At 72.2% G+C, this 16,656-nt stretch carries 10 protein-coding genes; 4 read left to right on the forward strand and 6 right to left on the reverse strand.

All coding sequences use genetic code 11. The features are described 5' to 3' along the window. The first annotated feature begins 13 nt into the window (after positions 1-13). Together C1N81_RS06375 and C1N81_RS06380 are read left to right on the forward strand one after the other, a co-directional pair. Positions 14-793 (forward strand): FkbM family methyltransferase, encoded by a 780-nt coding sequence (locus C1N81_RS06375; protein ID WP_394427635.1) that lies wholly within the window; start codon positions 14-16, stop codon positions 791-793. A 943-nt stretch (positions 794-1,736) separates the two neighbouring features. Next, positions 1,737-4,229, forward strand: a complete 2,493-nt coding sequence (locus C1N81_RS06380) for an ATP-binding protein (protein WP_394427636.1) — start codon at positions 1,737-1,739, stop codon at positions 4,227-4,229. Positions 4,230-4,488: 259 nt separating this feature from the next. On the opposite strand, the gene C1N81_RS06385 is transcribed toward C1N81_RS06380, so the two are convergent. Together C1N81_RS06385 and C1N81_RS06390 are read right to left on the reverse strand one after the other, a co-directional pair. Next, entirely contained in the window at positions 4,489-6,723 is a 2,235-nt protein-coding gene (locus C1N81_RS06385) for a pyridoxal-phosphate dependent enzyme (RefSeq protein ID WP_394427637.1), read from the reverse strand. 104 nt (positions 6,724-6,827) lie between these two features. After that, positions 6,828-7,034: an MbtH family protein gene (locus C1N81_RS06390; RefSeq protein WP_394437766.1), complete on the reverse strand. Its 207-nt coding sequence runs from the start codon at positions 7,032-7,034 to the stop codon at positions 6,828-6,830. 351 nt (positions 7,035-7,385) lie between these two features. Between C1N81_RS06390 and C1N81_RS06395 the strand changes: the two genes are divergently transcribed. Both C1N81_RS06395 and C1N81_RS06400 read left to right on the forward strand, forming a co-directional pair. After that, positions 7,386-7,757, forward strand: coding sequence for a nuclear transport factor 2 family protein (locus C1N81_RS06395; protein ID WP_394427638.1), 372 nt, complete (start codon positions 7,386-7,388; stop codon positions 7,755-7,757). A 168-nt stretch (positions 7,758-7,925) separates the two neighbouring features. Continuing rightward, positions 7,926-9,368: a tryptophan 7-halogenase gene (locus tag C1N81_RS06400; protein ID WP_394427639.1), complete on the forward strand. Its 1,443-nt coding sequence runs from the start codon at positions 7,926-7,928 to the stop codon at positions 9,366-9,368. Positions 9,369-9,386: 18 nt separating this feature from the next. Here the strand turns inward: C1N81_RS06400 and C1N81_RS06405 are convergent, their stop codons facing one another. From C1N81_RS06405 to C1N81_RS06420, 4 genes are read right to left on the reverse strand one after another with little or no spacing between them, the layout of a single operon-like run. Next, positions 9,387-10,292 (reverse strand): GHMP family kinase ATP-binding protein, encoded by a 906-nt coding sequence (locus C1N81_RS06405; protein ID WP_394427640.1) that lies wholly within the window; start codon positions 10,290-10,292, stop codon positions 9,387-9,389. Continuing rightward, positions 10,289-11,776, reverse strand: a complete 1,488-nt coding sequence (locus C1N81_RS06410) for a lyase family protein (RefSeq protein ID WP_394427642.1) — start codon at positions 11,774-11,776, stop codon at positions 10,289-10,291. Before C1N81_RS06410 ends, C1N81_RS06405 begins: the two co-directional genes overlap by 4 nt. Positions 11,777-11,801: 25 nt before the next feature. After that, positions 11,802-13,415 carry a condensation domain-containing protein gene (locus C1N81_RS06415; protein ID WP_394427643.1) on the reverse strand — a complete coding sequence of 538 codons (1,614 nt, stop codon included), beginning with the start codon at positions 13,413-13,415 and terminating at the stop codon, positions 11,802-11,804. Continuing rightward, on the reverse strand, positions 13,412-16,636 hold the full coding sequence (locus tag C1N81_RS06420) for a non-ribosomal peptide synthetase (RefSeq protein WP_394427644.1): 3,225 nt from the start codon (positions 16,634-16,636) through the stop codon (positions 13,412-13,414). Before C1N81_RS06420 ends, C1N81_RS06415 begins: the two co-directional genes overlap by 4 nt. Positions 16,637-16,656 lie beyond the last annotated feature (20 nt).

Below are 16,656 nucleotides of genomic sequence, written 5' to 3' on the forward strand. Positions count from 1 at the left end.
CCAGGGAGCATCAATGGCCGACATTCGCCCCGTCCAGGTCGCCGAAGGGGTTCAAGTCTTCGCGCCCTATGCGGAAGGTGCGCTCTTCTCCGAGATGCACTTCATCTACAACGAAGTGTTCGTCGAACGCGACTACCTCCAGCACGGCATTCGCCTCCCCCGATCCGCGCGCGTCGTGGACGTCGGCGCGAACGTGGGCATGTTCTCGCTCTTCGTCGTCGAGGAATGTCCGGATGCGCGCGTCCTGGCTCTCGAACCCATCCCCGACATCCACCAGGCGCTCCTGCAGAACCTCAGCGGGTGCGGATCGGCCGATGTGAGCGTGGTAAGGGCCGCGCTCGGCCGGCGCCGGGAGGAGCGGGTCCCGTTCACTTATTTCCCGGCGTTGCCCGGAAACTCCACACGGCATCCTGAGGAGAAGGAGCTCAACAAGAAGTTGGTCGAGGAGCAGATCGGCCCGGAAGCGGTAGACCGTGTCCTGGGCGCCGTCGAGGTGGAGGCGGACGTGCTCCGGTTGTCCGCCGTGCTGCGCGAGTGGGAGCCCGAGGGACCCATCGACCTGCTCAAGATCGACGTCGAGGGCTCGGAGCTGGAGGTTCTGGAAGGTCTCGACGACTCGGACTGGCGACGGATCCGGCAGTGCGTGATCGAGGTACAGGACCTCGACGGTCGGCTGGAGACCATCGTCGACATGCTCGGCGCCCGAGGTTTTACGGTCGTGACCGAGCGCGCCGGCAATATCCCGGACGTGTTGCGTCACTGGATGGTCTACGCCATGGACGAGCAGGCGTGAGTCCGCCGACGTCGCCGGTCCGGAACAGGTGAGTGGGCCCGCGCGCATCCACGCCGCGTCTGCGATATCGCACATCGGAGACGCGGCGAGCGGCGTGCGGCGTGGTGTGAACGGCCAAAGTGCGACTGAGAATTCGGGGCACCCAGGACGCCCGTGGCGCGTCGAACGTCGGGCGGCTCAGTTCAGCATCTCACCCGCCTGAGGACAACAGCCGACCGATCGCATCTGGGGAAAACCCTAGAACCGTCCCACACCTTGGCAGGGAAACGGAAACATTCCGGCCCGCTCCGCACGGGGAAACGGGTCCTCTTGGCACCCTCATCGACGTCAGAACGCCTTGAGCAGTGCGTAAACGGATTTCGAAACGGGCACGAACCGGGCCGCATTGAAGGGGAAACGGACACGGTGACCTCGGCCGTTTATCCACAGAATTTTGGGCATAAGCAGAGCATTGCTTGACCCCAGCACGCACCATTCCTAGGCTTCGAGGTAACCAGCCGGAGCGAAGCGACTACCCCACGCAATGGCATTCGCTCCAAATCCCCCCACCGGCAGTGTGCAGTGGAGAAGGACGGTATCCGCTAGTGATCACCCGCCCCACATATGCCTCACATCCCGACCGCAGCGCGCGCGGTTCCGGCTCGATCAGCGGCACCTGACCCGGCCGCACGGGAACCCACGGCCCGCGGCCACCTCGGCCGGCACCCCGCCCGTCCACCTTCACCACCCTCTCGGTCCTCGGGCAGCTGTCCTCCCCTCCCCCAGTGCCGCCCCGGCGCCAGGCCGCACGCTTTCCGGACCGAACCCGAGAGTTGTACCCCGTCTGCCCAGAGGCGACTTCGCCCTGCGGAGCACAGCATCCCCCTGCGGCCGCCGACCCCCATGAAAGGCGTGTGCCATGTCCACCCCCACGACTGTCACGTGCGACACCTGCGGAACCCCCATGCCGCAGACCAAGCAGACCCGCACCTCGCAGGCTCGCGCCCGCTACTGCTCCAATGCCTGCCGTCAACGCTCCTACCGGCTGCGGCACAGGTCCGGCGCCATGGACACCGGACTGAACAGCGAACTCCTGACCCAGCTCAGCAGCTTCGTAGGCCGCGCCGACGAACTGGTCGAGCTGACCAGGCTGTTGCACGAGGTGCGGCTGCTTACGCTGACCGGGCCCGCCGGCGTGGGTAAGTCCCGACTGGCGTTGGAGGTCGCCGGCCAGGAGGCACGCCGCCGCCGGAGCGAGGTCTCCGTGGTGAGACTGGGAGCGGTCACCGGCGCCGACGAGGCGCGCCGACGGATACTCGACGCCCTCGGCGACGAACCGGACGGGGCGACGGCGACAGCCTCGGCACCGGACCGGCTGCTCGTCCTGGACGACTGCGACCACGTGCTGTACGCCTGCGGAACCGTACTGACCGAGCTGCTTCCCGGACGACCGAGGCTGAGCGTTCTGGCCACGAGCAGGGAACCGCTGAGGCTGCCCGGCGAGGCGGTGTTCTCGGTGAACGGCCTGACGCTCAGCGAGCCCGGAACCGCGACCGGATCGGGCAACTCGTACACCGACAACCTGCGTTCGGACGCGGTCTCCCTCTTCATGGACCGAGCCCGCGCGGTCGCCCCGGACTTTCAGCTCAGCCGGGAGAACGCCGACGACGTGGCCGAGATCTGCGCGCGACTGGACGGGCTGCCGCTGCCCATCGAGATGGCCGCCCGGCTCGTCCGGGTCTTCCCGCCGGCCGAACTCCGCTCCAGGCTGCACGACCGGCTGGCCCTCCTGACGAACGGCTGGCGGCTCGCCGAGGAGCGTCATCAGAGTCTGCGCGCCGCGCTGGAGTGGGGGTACACCCTGCTGCGGCCCGCGGAACAGGTGCTGCTGCGCAGACTGTCGGTCCTGCCGGGCGGCTTCGGCCTGGAGGCGGCCACGGCGGTCACCGCCGACCTGCCGGGGACGGCGGCCGCGCTGCCGGAACTCCTGATCGCCCTTGAGGCGAAGTCCGTCATCGCCCCCCACACAGGCACGAGCAGCGGGGAGCCCCGTTTCCGCATGCTGGAGTCCATCCAGTGTTTCGGGCAGGAACTGCTGGCCGCCGAGGGTGCGGAGGCAGCGACGTACGAGCTGATGACCACCTGGCTGACAACGATGTCCCTGCCGTTGCGGAGCGAGGCCGTGGTGCCGTTCGCCACGCTGGACCGGCTGGCCGGCGAGCGCGTCAATCTGCTGCACGCGGTACGACGCCTCGGCGAGGGCTCCGACGAGCGCCAACTGCTGCTGACCGGCGCGCTGGCCGCCGTTGAGGGGACACGGGGGCGCAACGCCGAGGTGGCCGGGCTCGTGGAGCACGCCCTGGAGGCGGCCACGCCGGACTCCGCGTACCGCGCCGTGGCGCTGGAGGCGACGGCCCTCGCCGGTCAGGGCTCCGCACCCGACGAGGCGGCGCGGCGGATCGACGCGGCCGTGCGGGAGGAACGACGGCGTGGCCCCTCACCCCTGCTGGGGCGGCTGCTGTTCGTACGAGGGATTCTGCGGCAGGCTCTGGACCAGCGCCGGGCGTCGGTGGACGACCTGGAGGAGTCCCTGGAGATCGGCCTGCGGTCCCGGCACGACACCCTCGTGGCGTTGAGCCGGGGCGCCCTCGCCCGGCACCGCCTGGAGGACGGCGACCCGTCCACCGCCGAACGTGAACTTGAACAGGCTTTCACCGTGCTGCGCGACGGAGTGGCCCCGCAGTTGCTGAGCGCCATCCTGTCCACCGCCGGTTCGCTGACCCTGGAGAAGGGTGACCTGAAGCGGGCGGAGGAGCACTTCACCGAGGCGCTGCGCTGCCGGGCGCATCACCATCGGGACGCGGCCCGCGCATTGGAGGGGCTGACGATCGTCGCCATCCGCGGGCACCAGTTCGAACGGGGTCTACGGCTGCTGGGCGTGGCGGAGCGCGTGCGCGAGGGGGCGTTCCAGGAGAGCAGCTGGTGGCGGTGGCAGGTCGAACAGGCGCGTGAGACCGCGCTGCGGGCGGTGCCGGTGAGCCGGGCCGAGTCCTGGCTGAAGGCCGGCCGGGCGATGCCGTGGCGGCAGGCGCTGTGCCTGGCGCTCGGGGAGGACTCGGTCGAGCCGCAGGACGAGGCGGCTTCCCATCCCCTGAGCAGGCGGGAGCGGGACGTGGCCGCGCTGGTCGTGGAGGGCCTGACCAACCGTCAGATCGCGGCGCGCATCCATGTGTCCGTGCGCACGGTGGAGACGCACATCCGTCATATCCGCACCACGCTTGGGTTGCGGTCCCGGGCCCACATCGCGGCGTGGGCCGCACAGCGGCGGACGGACGTCCCGGAGGCGCCCGCGCCGGCCGCGACCGTGGCGCTGCGGCGGCTGCCCGATCCCCGGCAGGTGCTGCGCGGGCTGGGCGTCGGCGGCGGGTCCGTCGAGCGGCAGCTGAAGGGCGCTTAGAGATCGCCGACGCTTCCCGGCGTCTTCCGCAGGACAGCCTCGCGGTGTCCGGCGCGTGCTCAGGGGATGCCCCGGAGGCAGGGCCGGCAGGGCGCCGGGGCCCCACCACCGTGCCGCCGCTCGCCTTCGTACGAGTGGCGGCACGGTGCTCTGTGCCGGTGCGCGTAGCGGCCCCCGGGTCCGGCGGCCCCGTGCTCCATGGGTCAGTGCGGTCTTCGCATGCCGCACCGTCGATCGACCTCCCGACGGGGTGCGACCGTCACGGCACCTGGGTGGTTCCCACCCGGAGCAGTGCCGTCGCCCTGTCCAGGGCGGTCTCGACCTCCTGCGGTGTCGCGCCGACGGCGAGCACATGGCCCAGTCGGTCGTAGGCGTCCTGGGGCGGGCGGACCGCCCGGCCGGGGGTTCCGGTCACGACGACGGACTCGACTCCGGGCACCCTGGCGGCCTCGGCGGTACCGGTGACGCCGGTCAGCCGTCCGGTCCGCGTCGCCGTCAGGAACCGAATCCCGGCGTGCCGGGCACCGTCCGTGTGCAGTGCGAGGGGGCGCCCCGTAGTGGCGCGAAGCTGCTGGTCGAGGAGGTCGATGCCGGTCGCGGCGCGGACGAGTTCGGGGATCATGCCACCGGCCAGCCGCCCGTTCACCTCGATGACGGCGGGTCCGTCCGCTGTCAGCCGGACCTCGACGTGGGCGGGGCCGAGCACGAAGCCGATCGCCTTCAGTGCCTGCCGCGCGCACTCCGCGAGTTCCGCCTCGGCCACCGGCGACAGTACGGCGGGGAACAGGTGCCCGGTCTCAACGAAGTGGGGCAGTGCGGTCGTGGTCCGCTGGGTCACTCCGACGCACCTGGCCTCGCCGTCGGCACAGAACATCTCCACGCTGTACTCGGGCCCCTGCGCGAACTCCTCGACGAGCACCTTGCCCGCCCGTTTCTGGCCCCGGACGTTCTCGGTGGCGGCGAGGATGTGCGCGGCGTGGGCGAGGGCGCTCTCCTCGTCGGAGCACCAGCGCACGTCCTGCGACCCGGAACCGTCGGCCGGTTTGACCACGCAGGGCAGTCCGACGCGGGCGACGGCGTCGGCCACCGCGTCGGCCGATTCGACGACCACATAGGCGGGCTGCGGCACGCCCGCGTCGTCGAGGGCGGCACGACTCAGGGCCTTGTCGCGGCAGAGCGCGGCGGTGTCGGCGGCATGTCCGGGGCGCTGGAACGACCGGGCCAACGCCGCCGCCTGGGCGAGGTAGAAGTCGCTGGTGGTGGTGGCGCCCGCGATGGTGCGTCCCGCGGCGGCCTCCTCGGCGGCGGCACGCAGGGCCGCTTCGTCCTCGGTGTCGCAGAGGACGGTGTGGCAGCCGGTGTCCTCCAGTCCCGCGTAGCGGGCGGGGTCCTTGGTCAGGAGGACCGGGGCGAGGCCGAGCCGGGTCGCCGTGCGCAGGGCCAGCATGCCGGTGCCGGTGGTGTTGGACTCGACGAAGACGAGCACGGGCCGGTCCTTGCGCGGGATCGCCGCGTAGGACCAGCTGTGCACGGTCGTGCCGAAGGCCACCTCGGTGGGGGTGGTGGCGAGGGGGCCGGCCGCCTCGTGGCGGTAGACGGTCTCGGCATAGCGGTCCCCGCGGTCCGGCATGATGCCGACGAGCCGGGTCCCGGGCCGGGCGTGGGCCGCGAGGTGGGTGAGGACCCGGTAGACGGAGCCGGAGGTGTTGCCGGCGAAGATCTTCTGTTCTCTCGCGAGGCTCTGGGTGGCGTCGAAGGCCTCGTCGTCGGAGAGCCAGTGGACCTCGTCGATGAGCCGGTAGTCGATGTTGTCGGGGTAGAGGCTGTTGCCGAGTCCGCTCTGTTTGCGGGTGGCGAGGTCGGGCTGGCCGAACAGCACGCTGCCGACGCAGTCGACACCGACCACCTTCAGGTCGGGCAGGTGTTCAAGGAGCGCGGCGGACGTGCCACAGAGCGAGCCGCCGCTGCCGACGGAGCCGACCAGGACATCCACGGTGCCGAGGTCGTCGCGGAGTTCGTCGGCGAGGGTGCGGTAGGCGGCCGGGTTGTCCGGGTTGCTGTACTGCCGCGGCCACCAGGCACCCGGCAGGTCGCGCATCAGGGCGGCGAGGCGTTCGAGGCGGGCGCTCTGCCAGCCCTGGGCCGTCATCGCCTCCACGACGTGCACGCTGCAGCCCATCGCCCGGAGCTTGGCGAGGGTGACCGGGTCGATGCGCGGGTCGGTGACGATGTGGACGGGGTGCCCGAGATAGGTGCCGACCAGGGCGACGCCGAGGGCCATGGTGCCGGAGGAGCTCTCCACGATGGGGGCGCCCTCGCGCAGGGCGCCGGTGCGGCGGGCCTCCAGGATGATGCGCCGGGCGACGCGGTCCTTCATGGCGTAGGGGTTGAGCAGTTCGAGTTTGGCGTAGACCTCGACTCCGTCGGCGGCGTCCACCCGCAGCCGGACGGCCGGGGTGTTGCCGATGGCGTCGACGAGGGTGTCGTGTCGCATGCGCGCTCCTCGGGGAGGTGCCTCGGTGGGAGTGCGGGCCGGGCGCCGGTGCGCCGGGGCACCTTCCGGCGATGGCCGGGGAAGAGGGGCTCGGTGCTCCGCCCTCAGCCGTCCATGGCCTCGATCAGGCTCTTGGGCCGCAGGTCGGTCCAGTTCTTCTCGATGTAGGCCAGGCACGCCTCGCGGCTGTCCTTGTCGTGCGCGACGGTCCAGCCGTCCGGGACCTGTGCGAACGCGGGCCACAGCGAGTGCTGTCCCTCGTCGTTGACGAGGACCTGGAAGGTGGCGTCCGGATCGTCGAACGGGTTCACCTGTCCCACCGCCCTTTTCCGTGTCGTGGCACGGTGGTACTTCCACCGTCAGGCCCTCAGTTTCGCGGCGTGTTCCGGGCCGGTCCTCGGTGGGATCCACCGTTACGGCGCGGTGGGCGGACGGGCTTCGTCGACGGCCCCCCGGTGCGGTCTTCTTCGCTTACAGGGCTGCCGGAACGGGCCGAAGTGTGTCTAGTCTTGCGGGACTCACGCAGCCGGGCCGTTCGCCTGTCGACTGCCGGCTCCGCTCTCGCTCACCGCAGACCGGGCCCCGCTCTCTCCCTTCGTCGGCGTCGGCCGGCTCCCCGTCGTGCGGAGCGCTGAGCGCCACCATGACCGGAAGGAAACGGCATGACCGCTTTCGAGGTGGACCAGATCACCGAACGAGTCCGCCGCTACTACACGTTGGTGGACGACGGTGACGTCCAGGGAGTCGTCGGCCTCTTCGCCGACAGCGCGGTGTACGAGCGTCCCGGCTACGACCCCATCGTCGGACGGGACGGCCTCGACGCCTTCTACCGTGGCCAGCGCGTCATCGACTCCGGAAGCCACACGGTGGTAAAGCTCGTGGTGGGCGCGAGCGAGGCCGCCGTGGAGGGCGAGTTCCGCGGGACGCTCAAGGACGGCAGCGAGGTGGATCTGCGGTTCGCCGACTTCTTCCGGTTCGGCGAAGACCTGCTCTTCGAGGTCCGCAACACCTATTTCTTCGCGCCGATGGTGTGAGTGCGGGGCGCCACCGCGTGTAGGAGTGTGCGGGGTACCACCGCGCGTAACGGTGGCTGACGCCGATGCCGCGTCCGTCGCGGCTCGGCGAGGATCAAGCTCGGACGGCCGCGTCTGGTCGCCGCCGGCCGTTCCCGTCGGCCGGCTCCCTCGGTCGAAAGGGTCACCATGACCAGTCCCGGCGATGCGGCATCCGCGGAGTCGTTCGACGTCATCGTCGTCGGAGGCGGCCCCGCCGGGTCGTCGGCCGCGACGTTCGTGGCCATGCAGGGCCACCGTGTGCTGCTGCTGGAGAAGGAGAGCTTCCCCCGCCACCAGATCGGCGAGTCCCTGCTGCCCTCCACGGTGCACGGGATCTGTGCCCTCCTCGGCGTGGACGAGGAACTGCACGCCGCCGGGTTCGTCAAGAAGCGGGGCGGCACGTTCCGCTGGGGCTCCAACACCGAACCGTGGAGCTTCGACTTCGCGCTCTCCGAGAAGTTCGCGGGCCCCACCTCGTTCGCCTACCAGGTCGAGCGCATGAAGTTCGACCAGCTGCTCCTCGACAACGCCCGGCGCAAGGGCGTCGTGGTCCGTGAGCGCTGCTCGGTCCGTGACGTCCTGGAGGAGGACGGCCGGGTGTCCGGGGTGCGCTTCGAGGACGAGAACGGCAGCGCGCGAGAGGTGCGCTCCCGCTTCGTCGTCGACGCCTCCGGCAATCAGAGCCGCCTGTACGGGCGCGTCGGCGGACGGCGCCGCTACTCGGACTTCTTCCAGAACATCGCGCTCTACGGCTACTTCGAGGGCGGCAAGCGGCCCGCCGCGCCGAACAGCGGGAACATCACCTGTGTCGCCTTCGACGCGGGCTGGTTCTGGTACATCCCGCTGTCCGACACCCTGACCTCGGTCGGCGCGGTGGTGCGCAAGGAGTGCGCGGACCGGATCCGGGGCGATCGCGACAAGGCACTGGCCGCGATGATCGCCGACTGCCCTCTCGTCGAGGACTATCTGTCGGAGGCGAAGCGGGTGACCAGTGGCCCCTACGGCGAGGTGCGGGTGCGCAAGGACTACTCCTACCTCAGCGACAACTTCTGGTCTCCGGGCCTGACGCTGGTGGGCGACGCGGTCGGCTTCATCGACCCGCTGTTCTCCTCCGGCGTGCACATGGCCACGTTCAGTGCGCTGCTGGCCGCGCGCTCCATCAACAGTGTGCTCCGGGGAGACCTGGAGGAAGAGGAGTGCTTCGCGGAGTACGCGACCCGGTACCGCAGGGAGTACCAGACCTTCCACGACTTCCTCGTCAGCTTCTATGACGTGACCCGGGACGAGCAGCAGTACTTCGACGACGCCCGGCGCGTCACCCGCGACTCCTCCCCCGGCGCCGGGGCGTTCGTCGGCCTGGTCGGCGGCGGCGCGTCGGACGATACGGCGCTGACCTCCGATACCTACCGTGACCAGCGCAAGAAGGACCTGAGCCGGCAGTCCCGCGACATCCACTGGGAGGGGCACCGCATTCAGATGCAGGCGGCCTTCGGTGAGGCGGACGACGACGTCCCGGCCGTCGAGGGCGGCCTCACGGTCGCGCAGGACGGCATGCACTGGGCGAAGAGCCAGGAGTCCGCCGCGGTGTGAGCCCGCCGTCCTCTCCGTCTACCGGTCCGCCGTGGCCGAGCGGTAGACGGAGAGGGTCCCGGGGAGCGCCGAGCAGGCGGCGCGCGCCGCTTCGAGCCTCTCCTGGTGCCCGTCAGCGGTGGTGTCGAGCAGGAGCCCGAGCATGGTGCCGCTGTGCGTGCACACCACTCCGAGGGCGCCGACGCGCTGGGCGATGCCGGTCATCGCGTCGAGGTTGCGCTTGGGCAGCCAGCGCTGGTTGAGGACAGCGCTGCGTGTCGTGACCGCGCCGAGGGCGCTCAGGTCGCCGGCGCGAATGGCGTCGGCGAGGTCGTCGACGAGGCGCGCGTACTCGCGCCGCAGGCCGGACGGAACGTGCCGGGGACGCCGGTTGTGGGCGACCGTGTCGAGGTGCCCGCCCTCGTCGACGGCGACGACGGTCAGGGGCGGCAGCGCGCCCAGCTCGGCGCGGAGCCGCACGGCGCGGTGTTCGAAGACGACGACGCCGGGATACATGACCCCGTCGGTGGGTTCGACAGGGCGCAGCCAGTCCTCCACGGCGGCCGGTGAGGTGTCGAGGCCGAGTACGGCGCCGACGCCGCGGGCCGTGGCGACGAGGTCGGCGGAGGAACTGGCGAGGCCCTTGCCGACGAGCAGGTCGCTGTCGAGCAGGAGCGTTCCCCCGCCGCCGTCGCCGTGGGCGTCGAGCATGGTTCTCGCCAGGGTCAGCGACTTGGTCTTGTGCGCGGGATAGACGTGCAGCGGGCCGTGGGGGTCGTAGCGGAACCGGGCGCGACTGCCCAGGCTGATCGGAAGGGTGACGAGGAAGGCGGTCCCTTCGGGCAGGACACCCTGGAGCAGCTCACCGAAGGTGCCGTAGGCGGCGCCCGTGCCCTCGGCGATGTCCACGGCGACCCTGCGAGCGGCCGCCGGCAGCCCCGTCATACGTGGTCCCGCGAGGGGACCGGCTCATCGAGGCGCCGGGCCGCAGCCTGCCTGTGTGCGGTCCTGCGCGACCATTCGGCGTCCAGCCGGTCGAGTTCGCTCCCCTCGTCCTTGAGGAGCCGTGCGACCTGATCGGGGTGGGCGGAGCCCGCCGAGTGCTTGGCGCGCAGTCCGGCGTCGATGTCGAAGGACTCGGCGAGCAGTTCGGCGGCAGGCTCGGCCTCGTAGCCGGATTCGGCGGCGCAGGCCCGCAGCAGGTCCGCGTCCGGAGCTGCGGCGTCCAGGCCTCGCTCGACGGCGTGCTTGATGTAGCGCCCGGCGACGATCTGGGCGGTGCGCCACGGGATGCCGCAGTCCAGGGTGAGGCGGTTGGCGAGGGTGAAGCCGCCGAGGTGGTCCTCGGCGCAGGCGGTGCGCATCCGGTCGGTGCGGTAGGTGATGCCGGTGACGACGGCGTGCGTCAGACGCAGCAGGGAGCGCATGGCCCGTACTTGGGTGTAGAGGTGGGCGCCGGTCTCCTTGGACACCTCGACGGTGTTGCTGTACGGGGTGTTGCGCTGTCCGGCGACGAGGTCGGCGGCCCGGCCGACGACATGGGCGCAGCGTCCTCGGATGCGTTCCAGTACGGGGAAGTTGCGCTTCTGCGGCATGGCGGCGGAGATGCCCGCGAGGTCGTCGGGCAGGTCGAGGAAGCCGAAGCCGCTGCCGCCCCAGGTCATGAAGTCGGTGGTGAAGCGGCTCAGGACGGCGGCGTAGCCGGCGAGGTCGGCGGCCATGGCGGTGGTCCAAGAGCGGGAGGCGACGCCGACGAGCGCGTGCGGCTGGGGGCGGGCGAAGCCGAGGTCGGCGGCGAGCCGCGCCCGGTCCCAGGGCAGTTCCTGGCCCGCCATGGCGCCGGAACCCAGCGGGCAGGCGTCCGTCTCGTCGTAGGTGTGCAGCATGCGCCGCAGGGCGGCGTTGGTCTCGGCGGCGAGGGCGGCGAGGTGGTAGCCGGGGGTGATGATCTGCGCGGCCTGGCCATGGGTGTAGCCGGGCATGGGGGTGTCGGTGTGGCGGGCGGCGAGGGCGGTGACGGCCCGGCCGAGATCGGTCAGGTCTGCCGCGACGGCGGTGAAGTGGGTGCGTGCGGCCATGAGTTGGGCGCACACCTGGGCGTCGTTGCGGCTGCGGTCGACGTGCCAGGCGGCGAAGGGCGGCGTGGGGCCGGACTGCACGTGGTGTTCGAGCGCGAAAGAGATGTCGGACATGTTCCGCTGCGGATCGGCGCGTATCGCGTCGACGTCGAGCGAGCCGAGGCGGGCGTCGAGGGCCGCGGCGCCCGCGGGGTCGGCAAGACCCATCCGCACGTACTCGCGCAGGAGGGCCCTTTCGATGGCCACGTAGTGGGTCAGCAGGTGTTCGGCCTCGTAGGCGAATTGCGGAGCGAGCACCTCCTCGTGCCACACGTCGCTCGGTGTGCCGTCGATCCGGCCGGTCACCGCCATACCGTCCTCCCGTCGGGAATGCTGTTCACAGCGCAAGAGTGCTTTTCAGGGCGGTGGCGAGTCCGGCCACCGTCGGGTCGGCGAAGAACGTCCGCAGCGTGGGGCCGTCCTCCCGCCCCGGGGCGAGGCGGGCGAGCAGGCGCAGGGCCTGGAGCGAGTGGCCGCCCGCGGCGAAGAAGTCCTCGTGGACGTCGACGGCATCGGTGCCGAGGACGGCCCGCCAGGCGGCCGCCACCCGTTCCTCGGTCGCGTCGCGCGGCGCGGTCCGTGCGGAAGGCGGGGCGGTGGCGGGGAGGTGGGCGCGCAGGGGGGCGGCGGGGAGCAGCGCGGAGAGGCGGGTGCCGGGTGCGTCGAGGAGGGTGGCGAGCAGCCGCACGTAGTCGGCGAGCAGGGTGTCGGCGGTGGAGCGGTCGAAGAGGGCGGCGTCGTAGACGAGCCGGACGCCGGTACCGGCGACGTCGAGGAGGAGATCCTCCTCGCAGGAGACGATGGGCGGGCCGAGACCGTCGGCCGGGGTGTGGTTGAAGGCGAGCTGGTAGAGGGGCGGTACGCCGGGCAGCCGGGGCGCCCCGAGGAGTGCGACGAGGCTCTGGAAGGGGATGTCGAACCGTTCGCCCGCGCGGACGGCGGCGGCGGTGCGGCGGATGACCTCGGTGCCGTCGGGGTCGCCGGAGAGGTCGGCCCGCAGGACGCGCATGTTGACGAAGGTGCCGACCATGGCGCGGGTCGCGGGGTCGTCGCGCCCGGCGACGGGCAGGCCGACGGCGAGGTCGTCGGCGCCGGAGTGGTGGTGGAGCAGGGCGGTCCACGCGGCGAGGAACAGCAGGACGGGGCGGGTGCCGTGGCGCCGGGCGGCGCCGGTCAGTGCCGCGGTGACAGCGACCGGCAGGGCGGTGCGCACCTCGGCCCCGCGGAAGGTGCGGGCGGGCGGTCGCGGACGGTCCAGCGGCACGGTGTGCACGGGGGGCAGCCCGTGCAGCCGGGCCCGCCAGTGGGCGGCGGCCGCTTCGCCGCCGCCGGAGGCGGCCCGCTCGCGTTCGCGCCGCGCGTATGCGGCGTAGCCGAAGGGCAGTTGGGGCAGGCGGGCCGGGCGTCCTTCCTCGGCGGCGGCGCAGAGTTCGGTGAGTTCGGCGTGCACGTTGAACCCGGAGGCGGTGTCGTACACCGTGTGGTGGGCCGCGAGAACGACCGACCAGGACCCCTCCCCCAGCTCCAGGACGGCCGCGCGCCACTGGGGCGCCCGCCGCGGATCGAACGGGGTGCGGGCGAGGCGGGCGCGCAGGGAACGCCGTTCCTCCGCCTGTGCGGCGGGTTCGTGAGCGCTCAGGTCGATCCGTTCGATCCACGGCTCGGGGCTCGGGTGCACCTCCTGGCGGAGCCGTCCGTCCACGGTGCGCAGGACGGTGCGCAGGGGTTCGTGGCGGTCCATGAGGACGTGCAGGGCGTGCACGAGGTCGTCCGCGGAGACGGCCGCGTGCAGGGGGAACTCTTCGACGGCGCAGTAGGTGGGCGGGTCGTGGGCAAGGCGGGAGGCCAGCCAGGCGCGTTCCTGGGCGTACGTCGCCGGTACGGTGACCGGCCCGGCGGTGTCACCGGGCACGGGTCCGCCGTCGTGCACGGCGGGTCCCGGACGCGTCACGACGGTCCGCCGTCGTCCAGCGGCAGGACGTGGCCGGGCAGCCGTACCGGGTCGCCGAGGACGACGGCGATCTCCCGGTCGCCCTCGTAGCGTTCGCGGGCGTGGGCGGTGCGGATGTTGTCGACGAGGAGGACGTCGCCTTCCTGCCAGGGCTCCCCCACGGTGAACCGGTCGTAGACGGCGTCGATCTTCTCGACCATGTCGGCGGTGACGGGGGCGCCGTCACCGGCCGCCGTGTCGAAGGGCAGGCCGCCGGGCCCGTACACGTCGGTGAGGTACTGCCGGATCGCCGGTTCCAGGGTGAGGCCGTTGAGGAAGGCGATCTGGTTGAACCAGCAGGGCGCCCCGGTGCGCGGGTGGGGCACCACCGCGGCGCGGCGCTGACGCGTGTACAGGTGGCCGTCGGCGCTCCAGGTGGGTTCGACGGCCGCCTCGGCGCAGTACGCGTCGACCGCCGCGCGCTCCGTGCTGCCGAACGCCTCGTGCCAGGAGAGCCCGACGTCGTGGTAGGCACGGCGCAGCAGCCAGCCGTGCTCGGCGAAGGCGGCGGTCACCTCCGGCGGGAGCGCGGCGAGGACCTGCTGGGAGTCGGAGACATTGGTGCGCCCGCCGCTGTCGGGGGCGGTGAGGCACGCGAAGAGCAGGGTGCCGGGGACGGTCGCGGCGTGGCTCAGCTCGTGGTGCATGCACATCGGGTCCTCGGCGGGCCAGTGGCTGCCGGAGTACACACCGGGGGCGAGCGTGGTGCGGGGTGCGAAGCCCTCCCGTTCCGTCATGGGTTCGATGCCGAGCGCGGTCGCGACGCGTGCGACGTCGGCGGGGGTGCGGGCGCCGACGCCGCGGAGCATGACGGCGCCCGCGTCGGCGAGGGCGGCCAGCGCCTCGGCGCGGTGCGCGGTGGCGCGGGCGACAGGATCGGGATCGGCCGCGCGGACGTCGAGGACCTGGAGCGGGGCCGGGCCGTCGGCGGGCGGGTGCGGGCTCAGGACCGGATCTGCCGGGGCGGCCCTCGGGGCGATCTCCGGGGCCGGTGCGGACTTGCTGTCCAGCAGGGCGGCGACATCGGCGACCGTCGGGGTGTCGCGGAGCTCGGCGACGGTGACCTGACGGTCGAGCGCGATGGCCAGCCGGATCGCGGACAGGGAGGTGCCGCCGAGGTCGGTGAAGCGGCTGTCGCGTCCGATGCGCCGCTCCGGCACCCGCAGCACCTGTGCCCAGACGGCCGCGACGCGGCGCTCGGTGGCGGTGTCGAGGCGCGGAGCGCCGGAATCGGCGCTCTCCTGAGGGCGGGCGCTGTCGTCGGCGCGTGCGGTGAGGACCTTTTTGTCGATCTTCCCGTTGCCGGACAAAGGGAGTTCGCGGACACGGTGCAGCCGGTGCGGAACCATGTAGTACGGCAGGGCGGTGCCCAGGGCGCGCGCGGTCTCCTCGCCGTCGGGGGCGTCCTCACCCGTGTAATAGGCGACGAGCTGCGGGTCGTCGCCGGTACCGGCCACCACCACGGCACCGTCGCGGACGCCGGGGACCTGGAGCAGCCGGTCCTCGATCTCGCCGATCTCGATACGGAAGCCGCTGATCTTCACCTGGGCGTCGCGCCGGCCCAGGTACTCCAGTTCACCGGAGGGGAGGCGGCGGCCGAAGTCGCCCGACCGGTAGAGGCGTTCGCCTGGCCGCAGGGGGTCCTGACGGTAGACGGCGGCGGTGCGGTCGGGATCGTTGACGTAGCCGCGGCCGACGCACACACCGGCGATGACGATCTCGCCCGGTGCGCCGTCCGGAACGAGGTGGAGCTGTTCGTCCATGACGTAGACGCGGCAGTTGCGGATGGTGTCGCCGAGCGGCACCGAGCGGTGGTCCGGCACCGCGCGCATGACACCGTGGTGGGAGTCGTCGCTGACCTCGGTGAGGCCGTAGCAGTTGACGAGCGGTACGCCGGGGAACTGCTCGAACCAGCGGCGGACCAGCTCCTTCTTGAGCGCCTCGCCCGTCACGGCCATGACGCGCACGTGCGGCAGGGCGGCGCGGCCCCGGGCGGCCTCGGCGAGGACGAGTTCGAGGTAGGTGGGCACGAGCTGGAGGACCTGGACGCGGTGCCGGTTGACCAGGTCCACGAACCTGGCCACGTCGAGGACGGCCTCCTGCTCCACCAGCAGCACCCGGCCGCCGACGAGGAACGGGGAGACCAGCTGCCACAGGGAGATGTCGAAGCACTGCGGGGCGGTCTGCCCGACGGCGTCGCCCTCCTGGACACCGAGATCCTCGATCTTGGCGTAGAGGTGGTTGAGGAACCCGTCGTGCTCGCACATGGCGCCCTTGGGCTCGCCCGTGGACCCCGAGGTGAAGTACACGTACGCCAGTTGGTCCCCGGCGACGGCGACCCCGGGGTCCTGCGTGGGCCCGTCCCCGCGGGCGAGGTCCCCGACGTCCATCCGGCGGACCGTGTCGCGGCCGCTCAGGGCCTCGTCGAGGGAGGGTACGCCGGGGTCGGCGAGCACCCAGCGGCACTCGCTGCGGGTGAGGGTCCTCGCGATGCGCGAGGCCGGGAACTCCGGCTCCAGCGGCAGATAGCAGCCGCCCGCCTTGAACACGGCGAGCACCGCGGCCGGCCAGTGCGCGTGCCGCTCGGTGACGACGGCCACCACGTCCTCGGGGGCCAGGCCCTCCCGCAGCAGGGTGTGGGCGATCCGGTTGGCCTCGTCGTTGAGCTCGCGGTAGGTGCGGGTGGTGCTCCCGTGGACGACGGCCACGGCGTCCGGGTGGAGCCGGACCCGCTCCTCGAAGAGTTCGTGGAAGCGGCGGCCGGGCAGCGGCCGCAGGGGTCCGGCCCCGCGTGCGATGACGGCCTCGCTCTCCTCGGGCGAGAGGAGCCCGTGCCGGGTGTGCGGCAGGTCGGGGTCCTCCCCCATCAGATCCAGGGCGCGCCGTTCGTACCGGCCGAGCCGTTCCGCGCTCACGCCGACCGCGGCCGACGCGTTCGTCCAGGCCTCCTCCGCCTCGGCGCGCCCGTCGTCGGTGCGCACGTGGCGCACCAGGTCGCGCCAGGAGGCGTCGGGGGCCGGGGAGGCCATGCCCAACAGCACCGAGGCCACCTTCAGCCGGACGGCGAGCCGTACGGAGGCCGCGTCCGCCCCGCACGCCTGCGCGAGGGCCGCCGCGGCGTCCTGCGGCCGGGCGGTCGCCGGCCGCTGCCCGGCGAGGGGGTCGGGTGCTGTTTCCTGCATCGGGACGCTCCTGCTGGTCG

This window comes from Streptomyces sp. SGAir0957 (assembly GCF_043523415.1).